This is a genomic window from Bacillus sp. FAU18 (genome assembly GCF_056033885.1).
In genome coordinates, this window is sequence record NZ_JBVYHZ010000003.1 from 1,656,822 (window position 1) to 1,669,977 (window position 13,156).

16 protein-coding genes and 1 pseudogene are annotated in these 13,156 nt (G+C 44.6%); 4 read left to right on the forward strand and 13 right to left on the reverse strand.

Features of this window, described 5'->3' with window-relative positions:
- Positions 1-12: 12 nt before the first annotated feature.
- The 3 genes from mleN to ansA form a co-directional block, all read right to left on the reverse strand.
- Positions 13-1,419 (reverse strand): malate-H+/Na+-lactate antiporter MleN, encoded by a 1,407-nt coding sequence (gene mleN, locus AC0OMU_RS08780; RefSeq protein WP_014480178.1) that lies wholly within the window; start codon positions 1,417-1,419, stop codon positions 13-15.
- Between the two features lie 140 nt (positions 1,420-1,559).
- Entirely contained in the window at positions 1,560-2,987 is a 1,428-nt protein-coding gene (gene aspA / locus AC0OMU_RS08785) for an aspartate ammonia-lyase (RefSeq protein ID WP_014480179.1), read from the reverse strand.
- 44 nt (positions 2,988-3,031) lie between these two features.
- Positions 3,032-4,021 carry an asparaginase gene (gene ansA, locus AC0OMU_RS08790; RefSeq protein ID WP_015384018.1) on the reverse strand — a complete coding sequence of 330 codons (990 nt, stop codon included), beginning with the start codon at positions 4,019-4,021 and terminating at the stop codon, positions 3,032-3,034.
- 181 nt (positions 4,022-4,202) lie between these two features.
- On the opposite strand from ansA, the gene ansR reads away from it, so the two are divergent.
- On the forward strand, positions 4,203-4,553 hold the full coding sequence (gene ansR, locus AC0OMU_RS08795) for an HTH-type transcriptional regulator AnsR (protein ID WP_004399024.1): 351 nt from the start codon (positions 4,203-4,205) through the stop codon (positions 4,551-4,553).
- Positions 4,554-4,561: 8 nt separating this feature from the next.
- Here ansR and AC0OMU_RS08800 read toward each other — a convergent pair whose 3' ends face one another.
- Positions 4,562-5,725, reverse strand: coding sequence for a TIGR00375 family protein (locus AC0OMU_RS08800; protein WP_181219700.1), 1,164 nt, complete (start codon positions 5,723-5,725; stop codon positions 4,562-4,564).
- Complete coding sequence (nudF, locus tag AC0OMU_RS08805) at positions 5,722-6,279, reverse strand: ADP-ribose pyrophosphatase (protein ID WP_181219702.1); 558 nt, start codon at positions 6,277-6,279, stop codon at positions 5,722-5,724. The genes AC0OMU_RS08800 and nudF overlap by 4 nt, the downstream gene beginning before the upstream one ends.
- A 74-nt stretch (positions 6,280-6,353) precedes the next feature.
- On the opposite strand from nudF, the gene mciZ reads away from it, so the two are divergent.
- Both mciZ and AC0OMU_RS08815 read left to right on the forward strand, forming a co-directional pair.
- Complete coding sequence (mciZ, locus tag AC0OMU_RS08810; RefSeq protein WP_003230420.1) at positions 6,354-6,476, forward strand: Z-ring formation inhibitor MciZ; 123 nt, start codon at positions 6,354-6,356, stop codon at positions 6,474-6,476.
- Between the two features lie 62 nt (positions 6,477-6,538).
- The gene (locus AC0OMU_RS08815) at positions 6,539-7,459 is read left to right on the forward strand and encodes an aldo/keto reductase (protein WP_181219704.1); all 921 of its coding nucleotides are present in this window, start codon (positions 6,539-6,541) and stop codon (positions 7,457-7,459) included.
- A 31-nt stretch (positions 7,460-7,490) separates the two neighbouring features.
- Here AC0OMU_RS08815 and AC0OMU_RS08820 read toward each other — a convergent pair whose 3' ends face one another.
- Positions 7,491-7,715 (reverse strand): YqkE family protein, encoded by a 225-nt coding sequence (locus tag AC0OMU_RS08820; RefSeq protein WP_003230416.1) that lies wholly within the window; start codon positions 7,713-7,715, stop codon positions 7,491-7,493.
- A gap of 160 nt (positions 7,716-7,875) precedes the next feature.
- Between AC0OMU_RS08820 and AC0OMU_RS08825 the strand changes: the two genes are divergently transcribed.
- Positions 7,876-8,793, forward strand: a complete 918-nt coding sequence (locus AC0OMU_RS08825; RefSeq protein ID WP_181219706.1) for an alpha/beta hydrolase — start codon at positions 7,876-7,878, stop codon at positions 8,791-8,793.
- A gap of 39 nt (positions 8,794-8,832) precedes the next feature.
- On the opposite strand, the gene AC0OMU_RS08830 is transcribed toward AC0OMU_RS08825, so the two are convergent.
- The 7 genes and pseudogenes from AC0OMU_RS08830 to AC0OMU_RS08860 form a co-directional block, all read right to left on the reverse strand.
- Positions 8,833-9,072, reverse strand: coding sequence for a YqkC family protein (locus AC0OMU_RS08830; RefSeq protein WP_003230411.1), 240 nt, complete (start codon positions 9,070-9,072; stop codon positions 8,833-8,835).
- A 12-nt stretch (positions 9,073-9,084) separates the two neighbouring features.
- Positions 9,085-9,408 carry an iron-sulfur cluster biosynthesis family protein gene (locus AC0OMU_RS08835; RefSeq protein WP_003226552.1) on the reverse strand — a complete coding sequence of 108 codons (324 nt, stop codon included), beginning with the start codon at positions 9,406-9,408 and terminating at the stop codon, positions 9,085-9,087.
- Entirely contained in the window at positions 9,405-10,436 is a 1,032-nt protein-coding gene (locus AC0OMU_RS08840; RefSeq protein ID WP_322839690.1) for a GNAT family N-acetyltransferase, read from the reverse strand. Before AC0OMU_RS08840 ends, AC0OMU_RS08835 begins: the two co-directional genes overlap by 4 nt.
- Positions 10,429-10,774, reverse strand: a pseudogene (locus AC0OMU_RS08845) (antibiotic biosynthesis monooxygenase family protein). Before AC0OMU_RS08845 ends, AC0OMU_RS08840 begins: the two are co-directional and overlap by 8 nt.
- Before the next feature lie 9 nt (positions 10,775-10,783).
- Positions 10,784-11,254, reverse strand: a complete 471-nt coding sequence (locus tag AC0OMU_RS08850; protein ID WP_004398668.1) for a GNAT family N-acetyltransferase — start codon at positions 11,252-11,254, stop codon at positions 10,784-10,786.
- A gap of 185 nt (positions 11,255-11,439) precedes the next feature.
- Entirely contained in the window at positions 11,440-11,778 is a 339-nt protein-coding gene (locus AC0OMU_RS08855; RefSeq protein WP_014477255.1) for a YolD-like family protein, read from the reverse strand.
- Complete coding sequence (locus tag AC0OMU_RS08860) at positions 11,775-13,013, reverse strand: DNA polymerase IV (protein ID WP_010886562.1); 1,239 nt, start codon at positions 13,011-13,013, stop codon at positions 11,775-11,777. The genes AC0OMU_RS08855 and AC0OMU_RS08860 overlap by 4 nt, the downstream gene beginning before the upstream one ends.
- Positions 13,014-13,156 lie beyond the last annotated feature (143 nt).

Consider the following 13,156-nt stretch of genomic DNA (forward strand, 5'->3'; position numbering starts at 1 on the left):
GATCCTCCCCTATTAGCCTAGTTTTTCGGCTTTAACTGTATTGTTTTTCGTATACCATATAAATTTTCCTGTATAACCATAGATAATTGCAAGACCTATTGCTACAAAACTGAGCCACATAAACGGCAGATAAGAGAAGGTAGAAACACCTAAAATACCAGCCATGTAAATCCCATTATCAGACCAAGGAACCATCCCCGAAGTCAATGTTCCCCCGACCTCTGAGTTACGTGATAACACTCTTCTGTCCAGATGTAAGCGATCATAGCTGTCTTCCATAATTTTCGGAGTCAAAATAAGGGATACATACATCGCACAGCCGAAGATGTTTGCTAAAAACGCTACGATCAGCGTAGATAATGTGACATTGCCGGCTGAAGTTAATTTCTTTTCAAACGTTGAAACAATGACTTTTAACACGCCGAGTTTCTCAAGCAGACCGCCAAAACCAAGGCCAAAGATAATAACGACAAGAGAATCAAGCATACCGACAATTCCACCGCGGTTTAACAAGCCGTTCAAAAATTCAACATCAGTTTTAATAGAGAAGCCGTTGTACGCAGTTGCAATCGCATGGGCAATATCCATTCCTTGGAAAACAACAGCCCAGATTGCACCGAGTAAAGCGCCAATTACGATAACCGGCATAGATGGCTTTTTCATCGCCAATAAGACTATGACGACAACTGCCGGGATCAGCATCCAAATATGAATGTCAAACGTGTTTTGCAAAGATGATTTTAAGAATTCAACTTTATCAAGATCGATATTTTTCCCGCCGTACATAAATCCAACAACTGTAAAGAGTATAGCTGTAATGACATAAGCAGGTATTGATAAATAAAGCATTGCTCTCACGTGAGCCAATACATCGACTTTTGATAGTGAAGAAGCTAGAACTGTACTGTCAGACAGCGGAGACAGCTTGTCCCCGAAATAAGCACCTGAAAGAATAGCTCCCGCTACAAGAGGAAGCGGAATGCCTAAACCCTCTCCAATTGCGATCATGGCAATGCCGGCAGTTCCGACTGTTCCCCATGACGTTCCTGTTGCCACAGACATAATGGAACAAATAATTAACGTTGCCAGTAAAAAGATACTTGGGTGAATAAATTCCAGTCCGTAATAAATCAAAGTCGGCACAACGCCTCCGGCAATCCATGTTCCGATGAGCGCACCAACTGAAACGAGAATCAGTACGGCTTCAAGGCCATTTGATATCCCATGTACAATCGCATTTTGCAAATCTTTATAAGAATAACCGAGTCTTATACCTAAAAGCATTGCAATAAACCATGAAACAAAAAGCGCCAGCTGTATCGGCAAGTCGAGAAAGACTGTAAACGATAGAACAAGTGCTAAAAATACTCCTAGTACAATAATAATTTCAAATAGTGTTGGCAATCTTACATCCTTCAAAAGAAGTCCCCCTTCATGTAAAAGCTAAAACGCTTTCAATATATAGTGCAACACGTATACTATACTTCCTCATCCCTATGTTGTAAACAGCTTATTCATCCGACTATTCGGAGATGAATAAGCTGCATTTCGCACAAATTTTATTTTTCTAATAGTTCTTTCCCTGCGATACCTGGTTTGGTCATCTCATATGGGTTTAAAATAATATCCAATTCTTCTTCAGTCAGCACATCATGCTGCAGACAAAGGTCACGGACTGATTGGCCTGTCATAATCGCTTCCCGGGCAATTCTGGCTGCCGCTTCATACCCAAGATGCGGATTGACTGCAGTGATCACTCCAGCGCTTTTTTCTACATATTGCTTCAACCGCTTTTCGTTAGCTTCGATGCCTTTTAAGCAATGATCAGTGAACGAACGGAAGCCGTTGTTCATGATGCTGATGGATTGAAGCAAATTAAAGACAAGCACGGGCTCCATGACGTTCAACTCAAGCTGGCCGGCTTCTGAAGCAAGGCAGATTGTATTGTCGTTTCCGATAACCTGGAACGCAATTTGGTTGATCAGCTCCGCCATAACCGGATTGACTTTCCCCGGCATAATAGATGAACCCGGCTGACGTGCAGGCAGAGAAATTTCCGCAAGCCCGGCGCGCGGTCCCGACGCCATTAAGCGCAGGTCGTTTGCGATCTTCGACATGTTCATCATGCAGACTTTTAATGAAGCTGATACCTCTGTATAGGCATCTGTATTTTGTGTCGCATCAACAAGATGATCAGCGCCGACAAGAGGAAGCCCGCTAATATCAGCAAGGTGCTTTACTACCTGTTTGATATATTCAGGATCAGCGTTCAGCCCTGTACCAACAGCAGTTGCGCCCATGTTGACTTCATACAGGTGCTGGCGCGATTGCTTGATTCGTTTGATATCACGCTCGAGAACACGGCTGTAAGCTTCGAATTCCTGGCCAAGACGGATCGGAACCGCATCTTGAAGGTGTGTCCGGCCCATTTTAATAACAGAGTCAAACTCCTGTGCTTTTTGCTTAAACACACTATGCATATCTTCCATTGTTTTCAGCAGTTTTTCCAAGAGCTTCAATGTGGAAATATGAATAGCAGTCGGGAACACATCGTTCGTAGACTGTGACATGTTCACATGTGTGTTTGGACTTAAATGGATATAATCTCCCTTTTTATGGCCCATGATTTCAAGCGCCCGGTTTCCGATAACCTCATTCGCGTTCATGTTCATAGAAGTTCCGGCACCGCCCTGAATCGGATCGACGATAAACTGATCGTGCCACTTGCCTTCCAGAATCTCGTCAGCGGCTTGTACGATAGCTTGGCCAATTCCTTCATACAGCCGTTTCACGTCCATGTTGGCAAGAGCCGCGGCTTTTTTTACAATCGCCAGTGCGTTAATCATTTCCTCATGGATTTTGTATCCTGTGATCGGGAAATTTTCAGAAGCACGGAGCGTCTGAATTCCGTAATAAACATCTGCTTCAATTTGTTTTTCCCCAAGGAAGTCTTTTTCCACGCGATATTCTTTTTGGCCGTTTAACATAATCTTTAACCTTCTTTCTCTTTGCTGGTTATCGTTTTTACATTTTACAGGACAACGTCATCAGCTATCGGCGTTTCCATAATTCTCTTGACGACAGGAAGATCCGAAGACTGACCTAGCGCCCACATCAATTTTGGCACAATTGCTTCTGTGTTCATATTTCTTGATCGGATAATTAAGTCTTGGTTGACTCTGCGGCCAACTTCGTAAATGCTCATGTCTTCGCCTTCTTCAAGACATTGAGTCGTAATGACGACGACAATGCCGCTTTCGATCAGCTCATTCACTTTTGACAAAATGTCCCTGCCTTCAAACGGCACCCCTCCGCTGCCATAACTCTCAATGACAATCCCTTTATACAAGCTTTTAAGGGCATCAAACATTTCGGGCTTTAAGCCTGGATGCAGCTTCAGCAGACATACATCTGTGCATAGTGAAGTGTCAACTGTGAAGGTGTCGTTCTCAGGTTCCGTTACTTGTTTGTTGTATTCGATCCCGTCTTCATTGATAAAAGCGATATATGGGTAATTGATGCTTTCAAATGCGTCGTAGCTTTTCGTTCTTAATTTGATCGCACGCGTTCCCTGAATGACTCTGCCGTCAAATACAACATAAACGCCGCCCACGCCTTCACAGGCAAATCGAATGGCATCTGTAATATTTTTTTTAGCATCGGTTTTTTGGAACGTGATCGGAATCTGCGAGCCGGTGATGACAATCGGCTTTTTGGCATGCTGCAGCATATACGATAGTGCGGCAGATGTATAGGCCATTGTATCTGTACCGTGAGTAATAACAAACCCGTCATAGGCATCATAATTTTCCTTAACGGCTTCCGCTATTTCCACCCAGTATTCAGGCTGCATATTGGTGCTGTCTATATTCATAAGCGACTGAGTTTCCATTGTGTAATCGTTATCAAGTTTTGATACGTAACTTAATAATTCATCAGCCTTGACTCCGGGAGCCAGCCCATTTTCCCCTTCAACTGAAGCAATCGTTCCCCCAGTTGTCAACATCAATAATTTTTTCATACCATGCACCTCTTCACTGTATCTAAAGATGGGTTGCGAGAAGGTATTCGCTTTTCGCATACTTTTAATGCAATTATAGACACGGAAAATAAAATACGCAAGACATTATTATTCAATTCGCGTACACTTCCTAATACCTATATGATATAATCAGCTCAAGGTGAAAAAGGAGCGGAAGTTCATGAATCTAGATCGTTTAACTGAATTGAGAAAAAAGAAAAATTGGTCGCTTCAATATACAGCTGACCTTCTCGGTATCGCAAAAAGCACATATGCCGGCTACGAGTCAGGCTACCGACGGCCTTCACTTGAAGCGCTTGCCATGCTGGCTGACCTCTTTGACACAACCTGCGATGAACTTTTAGGCCGCGAGAAACAAAAGCAGACTGCTCCTCAGGCCATAGAATTGGCCACGTGGAGCAGCCTTGACTTTACCATTTCTGTTGATGGCCAGCCGCTGAGTGAAGATGAAATCATCCAGCTGATTACCTTTATACGCACAAAAAGAAAAGTACAGGAGGAACTGAGTTAATCATTAGCTCACGGTTTAATTTTACCGTAGGTTCCTCCTCCTCCGGCTTTCAATTCCAGTTTTCCGGATCTCGCTTTTACGATAAGCGCCGCGGTTTTCGGCGGGACAACGCGAGCCAAATCTTCTTCTGCAGCCTCGTGAAGAACAGCCATTTCTGTTCCGAAGGCTTTTTTTAGTTTGTCCAGCGTTTTCGGGCCTACACCCGGAACAAATTGCAGCGGGATCTGATGTACATATCGCGGACGCGGGACGCGAACTCCAAACTGATCACTCAATTCATGCAATCTTTCGCTGACTCCCTTGGTAAATCTGGCATTTCCGCAATTCGCGCACGCTGTTTCCCCGCTCACAGCAGGCTCTCCGCACGCTTCGCAAGCCGTCTGATAATATTTCCCCAATAACGGGTCCAAGCCGTAATTTGCGATAATTTCCCTGTCATCTTGTCCCTTTAATGCAAGAGCAAATTCAGTAAAATCAGCTGACTGCACATATAGTTCATTATATTCTCTGCCGATTTTCCCCAACGAATGCGCATCAGAATTTGTTAAAAAAGGATACGGATTCAATTCAGAAACGTGTGATGCCATGTCTGTATCACAGCTTAATCCAAGCTCCACCGCGTCTATCATAGATGGATCAAAAACCTCAGTTAAGCTTGATTTAACCCCTTTTCCATATAAGCTTTTATGCGGCGTAAAGATATGGGCGGGGATAAACAGGCCGCCCATTCCCTGCACTTTTTTTTGCAGGTTTAAGCCCGTTTCATAAATCCGCTGCGAGCTTAAATGAATATTTTTCAGCCGGGCTGACAGCCAGTTTGAAAACTGCTTCATAGCAGCCAGCGTCGGCATAAATACGAGCACATGGATCGGTCCGCTGCAGGCTTCATCATAAATCTCCAGCTCGCTCCCCAATAAAAGAGTCGTGCTGCGATAACGGATTCCTCCCCCGTCAAGCTCGCGATATTTTCCAGATGAAATGCCTTCCTCAAGCTCTAGAATGACTTCCGGAGAATGACAGTCGATAATGCCGAGGAGTTCAATTCCTTTATGTTCACTGGCTTCAACCAAAATTCTGTCCAGCGTTAATGTTTTGGCGCCTGTTATTTTGACAGCCCTTCCTGTAAAGGTCCGGCCGATATGAATGTGCAAATCCGCGTAAATCTTTTTCATTTTTGTGCTTGGAGCGCTTCTTTCAGCTGAAGATACTGAATCGCGTAGGCTGTTTTAGCATCGTATACTTCACGCGATTCAACCAGCTTTAGCGCATCTTCAAGCGTCACCTCCATCACTTCAACAAACTCGTCCTCATCAAGCTCCCGTTTTTCTTCAAGCACAGAAAGCTCCTCAGCAAGAAAAACGTGAACGATTTCATCTGCAAATCCGGGTGATGTATAAAACGCAGTTATTTTTGTCAGTTTTTTTGCTGTATAACCGGTTTCCTCTTCAAGTTCCCGAAGTGCCGTATACTCCGGCTCCTCACCTTTTTCAAGCTTACCGGCCGGAATTTCAACGATCGTCCGCTCAAGCGGCTTACGGAATTGTTTGACCATGATGATTTTCCTTTCATCTGTAACGGCTAGTACCGCTACAGCTCCAGGGTGTTTCACAATTTCACGTTTACTGGCTCTGCCGTTTGGCAGCTCTACTTCCTCGACATAAAGATCAATGACTTTACCCGAAAAGATCTGTTCTTTGGCAATTGTTTTTTCTTCTAATGATTTCATTTCTTCATCTCCCGTTCTGTCTCTATATGATGCCCCATACATTTTATCATACTAGAGCAAAAGGGGGCTTCTTCGTGAAAGTGCACCGCATGCCAAAAGGTGTTGTCTTAGTCGGAAAAGCATGGGAAATTCGGGCGAAGTTAAAAGAGTATGGACGCACATTTCAATATGTGAAAGATTGGATCTCAAAGCCATAAAAGTTGAAACTTTAGCTCCTTTATATTACGGTCAATACAAAGCCTAAAAAAGGAGTGTGCACATGAGAAAGCGCAAATTGGGTACATCTGATTTAGACATTAGCGAAGTCGGACTCGGCTGTATGTCTCTTGGAACTGAAAAAAACAAAGCATTGTCCATTCTGGATGAAGCGATCGAGCTTGGCATCAACTATTTGGACACAGCGGATTTGTATGACCGAGGACGCAATGAAGAAATTGTCGGTGATGCGATCCAAAACAGACGCCAGGATATTATCCTGGCAACAAAAGCGGGAAACCGTTGGGATGACGGAAGCGAGGGCTGGTATTGGGACCCTTCAAAAGCTTACATAAAAGAGGCGGTAAAAAAGAGCCTTACACGGCTGAAAACAGATTATATCGACCTTTATCAGCTTCACGGCGGCACGATAGAGGACAACATTGATGAAACGATTGAAGCGTTTGAGGAATTAAAACAAGAAGGTGTCATCCGCTACTACGGCATTTCTTCCATCCGCCCGAATGTGATGAAAGAATATGTAAAAAAATCAAACATCGTCAGCATTATGATGCAATTCAGCCTGTTTGACAGACGCCCTGAGGAATGGCTCCCGCTTTTAGAAGAACATCAAATCAGCGTAGTCGCCAGAGGTCCTGTTGCCAAAGGGCTCTTAACTGAAAAACCGCTTGATCAAGCTTCAGGCAGCATGAAACAAAACGGGTACTTGTCCTATTCATTCGAGGAACTGACAAATGCCCGCAAGGCAATGGACGAAGTGGCTCCCGATCTTTCCATGACAGAAAAGTCGCTGCAGTATCTGCTAGCACAGCCGGCTGTCGCTTCAGTGATTACAGGCGCCAGTAAGATTGAGCAGTTACGGGAAAATATTCAGGCAGCAAATGCACGGCGTTTAACCGAAGAGGAAATCAAAGCGCTCCAATCTCATACGAAACAAGACATTTACAAAGCTCATCGCTCATAGCAGAAAAACCAGCACCTGGACGGGTGCTGGTTTATTTATATTGATGCCAATCCATTTGGCTTTCATTTAGGAGTTCTTCAAAGCTCTTATTTTTTTCGATCTCTTTTTTCTTTCTGATCTGTTCTGCTTTTTCTCTTTCCTGCCTCTTTTCATCCTCTTCCTTCAATTGGCTCTTCATCTCCATAAGCTTTGCTTTGATATCGGATTGAAGGCCGTCTTTTAGCTGGTGCTTATCAGCGGATTTTTGTTTTTTCATGCAGACTTCCCCCATGTTTGGTTTTGAAGCCAGTTTATCACGGAGCATATACACTGAACAAGCAGACTCTCTTCTGATCACTTTCTCAGCGGAGCAGTGTTTAGGTATAATGATTTTAAACACGAATTACCTATATTTAGTTGAAAGGTGCTGTGACTTGTTGAAGAAAATCTTTTTGGCCATTGGCGCTCTCGTAACAGCTGTCATCGCAATCGGAATTGTTTTTTCGAATATGATTCTATTCATCAAGAGAAAAACGGATGAAGACATTATCAAAAGAGAGACAGACGACGGACATGATGTGTTTGAATCATTTGAACAAATGGAGAAAACCGCTTTTGTGATACCCTCCGCTTACGGGTACGACATAAAAGGATACCATGTTGCACCGCATGACACACCAAATACCATCATCATCTGCCACGGGGTGACGATGAATGTACTGAATTCTCTTAAGTATATGCATTTATTTTTAGATCTCGGCTGGAATGTGCTCATTTATGACCACCGCCGGCATGGCCAAAGCGGCGGAAAGACGACCAGCTACGGGTTTTACGAAAAGGATGATCTCAATAAGGTTGTCAGCTGGCTCAAAAACAAAACAAATCATCGCGGATTGATCGGAATTCACGGTGAGTCGATGGGAGCTGTGACCGCCCTGCTTTACGCTGGTGCACACTGTAGCGATGGCGCTGATTTTTATATTGCCGATTGTCCGTTCGCATGTTTTGATGAACAGCTTGCCTACCGGCTGAGAGCGGAATACAGGCTCCCGTCTTGGCCCCTGCTTCCTATCGCCGACTTCTTTTTGAAGCTGAGAGGCGGCTATCGCGCACGCGAAGTATCTCCGCTTGCTGTCATTGATAAAATCGAAAAGCCGGTCCTCTTTATTCACAGTAAGGATGATGACTACATTCCTGTTTCTTCAACCGAGCGGCTTTATGAAAAGAAACGCGGGCCGAAAGCGCTGTACATTGCCGAGAACGGTGAACACGCCATGTCATATACCAAAAATCGGGATACGTACCGAAAAACGGTACAGGAGTTTTTAGACAACATGAATGATTCAACAGAATAAAAAAGCGAAAGGCCTCTTCGGCTCTTTCGCTTTTTTATGTTACAGAACGTCGGTAATGCCATCCATATTTTCTCTGATCCATTCAATCGCAAGATCTATCGTTGTAAACTCCTGCGTCTCAAAGGTCATTTCATCCTGCAATAGCCAGACATCTTTCTTGATGGACTCTGCTCCTCCAATTGACCAGTGAAGCAAGGTATAGGGATGGTTTTGATTCAGGAAGGATACCCACGTTTTATTTTGTGCTGTGTTCTTCATTGCCTTCAGCTTTTGTTCCACGTTTCGCGTCTCCTACTTTACTAATATGCTCATTCTGGGGCTGAGCATTTCAGCCGGGCTTTTCAGCGCCAATGTTTTGGCTTTTTCATTGTAATCGATCGTCATTTGATCGTCAAAAAACACTTTTTGCGACGATTGGATATACAGCGGAATGCCGTTCGTTTCCAGCTGCTCGCACTGTCCCGTTAATTCTTCTGCCAGCCAGATTGTCGGGACACCGCTTACCGCGCAGCCGCATCCTTCTGCATCGTAACGAAGCTGGGCTTTTTTCCCCGGGTTGGCATCAAACGCCTGCTGCAGTGCCTGTTTTGCTGCATCTGTCACATGTATGTTCATAAGGTGAAACCCCCGTTTTCATCATTTTCGCTATTGTAGCATACAACACTGCCATTCGCATTGTTTCTGCCTTTTTTCCACCGCTTCGCATTTTCTTCTGCAGTCTTGATCCACTCATCTTTCCCTTGTATGTACTGATTGATGCTGTCAGGATGCTGGGCCGCCAGCCGTTTTTTGAGAACGGCGTATTCCTTCGCTATGTTTGGATGAGCTCTGAGATAATCTCTGAATAACAGATGCCTTTCGATAGCAGGGTTTCCCTGTTCGTACATATGGACATGATGAGTGCGTTTATTTCCGCCCTTTTGGAAATAACGCCTGCCCGCTATGCCGTTCTCACCTTTTGGTATATAGCCGTTAGCCTTCATTTGTTCATCAAATTGGCTCACGGCTTCAATGCTTCTGACTTCAATTAACATATCAATGATTGGCTTCGCTGCCATGTTCGGTATTGATGTGCTTCCGATGTGATGAACAGCGATAATCTCTGGCCCGAACACCAGCTTCAGCCGTTCTTTTTCTTCATCGAAACATTCTGCCCATTTTTCGTTGTAGAGAATGACCTCAACTTTTCTTTTCGGATACAAATGAAAGACCGACAGCAATAGACCCTGCGCTGCTTTGACGGTTTCTGCCTTTTGGAATCCGGCCTGTGTATAGAGTGACACGGCCGGGATATTGTTCTCGGCTGTGACTACTTCGATTTTCTCAGCGTCTTCATTATGATCAATGACAAATTGCAGAAGTGATCGTCCAATTCCTTTTCTGAAACCGTCAGGATGCACAACAAGCCTGCAAATGGTGAGATGATGCATGTTTTTCTCATATGAAATGACACCGATCAGCTTGCCGTTTTCCCGATATCCCGCAAACCGTTCATGAGATGCTTGAACATCCTCCACCTTCTCTTGTAAAGCGGGAATACCGTCAAAACCGATAATCTCTGTTTCCTTTATGTAGGCGGGGATCTGTACGGCTAAAATCTCATGCGCTATAGCGTCTTCCTTATGCTGGAGAAATTCAATCATTCGTGTTCCTCCTGAAACAGCCGCTGTCTGTCGACTTTTGTGACGCGGACTGCATACGACTTGTACCAAACGCTTTTTCCTTTTTCTTTTGCCGCTTGATGTTCAATGTGATGCCTCCAATGGTTAATTGCGTCCATACTGTCCCAATAGGAAACTGTGATGCCCCTTCCATCCGCTTCACGTACGCTTTCCACGCCTAAAAATCCAGGCTGATCCGCCGCAAGCGATACCATCCGCTCCGCTGTTTCTCCATATCCTGTGTCATTTTCGCTTTTAACAGAAGAAAAAATGACTGCATAGTAAGGAGGCTCAGGTGTTTTTGATAAAAAATCCATCATATTTCCCCCTCATATGTTTTTGACAAACAGTACCCTGTCTTGGCCCGGGCCATCATAGTTTGCAAACACTGAGATGCCATTTACCGTCTTGGTGCCCTTTTCAATATCAAACCCCAATTTTGTGTGATATGCGATTGATACCTTATTCACAGGTGAAGTGACGCACTTTACCCGGGTGCAGCCTCTTTGTTTTACTGTTTCGATAAATACATCATACAATTGTTTCCCAATTTGCATTTTTCTGAAATCTGGATGCACACCGGAAAAATGAATGTACGCCGTTTCAGGATCCGATTGCGATTGAAATCCGATTAAAAATCCCGTCATGCTGTTATGTTCGGATGTAATAAAGCTTGTGTCCTGAAAATGCTCAAAAAATAGTCTAGGCAATTTTTCTTTCAGCTGTCTGCCGCCCCACCATTCATTCAGTACAGACGTTACCATTTCATAATCTGAAGACGTGATTGTTCGAATATCCATTACGGTTTGATCTCCCTCCGTCTGGCAAAACGAATGTCAGCTCTTTTTCTCACAATATAAAAATTATATTTTGCCTGGCTGGAATTGTAAATGCCTTCTTTCCTTTATCATACGTTTCCAGACTGCCGAGGGAACAATGTTTGATCATTTTAAACCTATTTCTCCCCCAAGCAGGAGGAGAAACTTTACAACACAATATCAAGCACTTGATCAAGTTTCAGCTTATAAAGCTGATCCTCGTCTCCTTTTATCCATACTGCTTTTTCAAACTCTTCATACCGGCAGATTTTCCCGGTGCAGCGGACAATCTCACCGTCCTGAAAGCAGCTGACAGTGATATCCTGAGCGAACTCCATCGCGGCGCAAAGCGTTTGATTCATCTCTTCCAGCTTATCGGGGTCAAGGATCGGCTTTTGCAGCTTCTGTTTAAGTCGCTTTCTCTCCAGCAGGCTTTGCTTATGTTCCGGCAGAAACATCCTGCTCCCTTCCCACAGCAGGTTGCCCCTTTTTAAATGGTCGTTCATTTATAATGCCCCCCTATTTTAGCCGCACGTTCAAATGCCTGGCCTGCCGCTGTCAGTGACGCCGCCCTGATGATTGCTGTGTCGCCGAATCGATTTTTAATGCCGTCCATCACATAGCCTAGGCTCATTTTCTTTGCATAATCCTGAAATAAATTGAGCTGCCATATGTCATCAGATGAGAGCTGAGACAGATTGACACCGAGACGGCGGACGGGTTTCCCGTCCCAAAATGTAAGAAACAGCCGGCGTACAGCCTCATATACATCCTGCGTAGAATTAGTCGGCTCTGCCAGCTTCACTTGCCGGTTGAAGCCCGTCGGCCAATCAAAATCAGCACCCCGGCAGCTCACTGACACTGTCTGTCCCATGACCCCGGCGTTTCGGCTTCGCCTGCACACTTCTTCACTCAGCTCAAGCAATACGACCTTGATTTCTTTGTCAAAGTGTTCGTAGTCTCTCGGGAGAGTCATTCCATGGCCTATCGCCTTTTGCCCGTCCAGAGACGAAGTTGACACAGGGGAATAGTCGATTCCGTTTGCCGTCATCCACAGCACGTGGCCGTTAATGCCCCATTTCTTTTTTAAAAGATCGAGCGGAAAAGCCGCGAGCCCGCCGATCGTGCTGATGCCCATTCGATTTAAATGATGCTTCATGCGGCTCCCGACACCAAACATGCTGCCCACCGGGAGCGGCCACATTTCGGTTTTCATATTTTCTTTCGTTAAGGTAAAAATACCGTTTTTATTCTTTTTGGCAAAATTGTCACACGCAATTTTGGCCAGCGCTTTGTTAGGGCCGATTCCGACCCGTGCATAAACGCCGATCTCCCGCATGATTCTGCCCTGAATGCTTTTCGCGATCTCCATCGGCGTCCCAAACAGCTTCTGGCTGCCTGTAATGTCCATGAACTGTTCATCGATAGAATACGGCTCCACAAGGTCTGTATACTCCTCGAGAATGGCCGTAATTTGCAGTGATACATCAATATACCGTTGCATACGCGGCCGGAGCACAACAGCCTCAGGACACTTTTCCTGCGCCTCCCACAGCCGTGAAGCATTTACCACACCCTTTTGTTTCGCCAGCGGGCAGGCAGCCAATACGACTCCGCCCCTTTTTTCAGGGTCACCCGAAACAATGACGGGCCTATTTTTCAAATGTGGATTTTCCGCTTTCTCTACAGATGCATAAAACGATTGCATGTCAACGAGAAAAATCACTTTTTCTTTCATCATACACACCTCTAAAAAGAACTTATGTTCGTTTTTCATTATATGCGAAAGTATGTTCGTTTTATACTGGTAAATGATTCTTGTCTGACAGAAAATATGATCCAAGGGTTTGAGAGAAGAAAAACATTTAGTAGAATAAAAGCGAA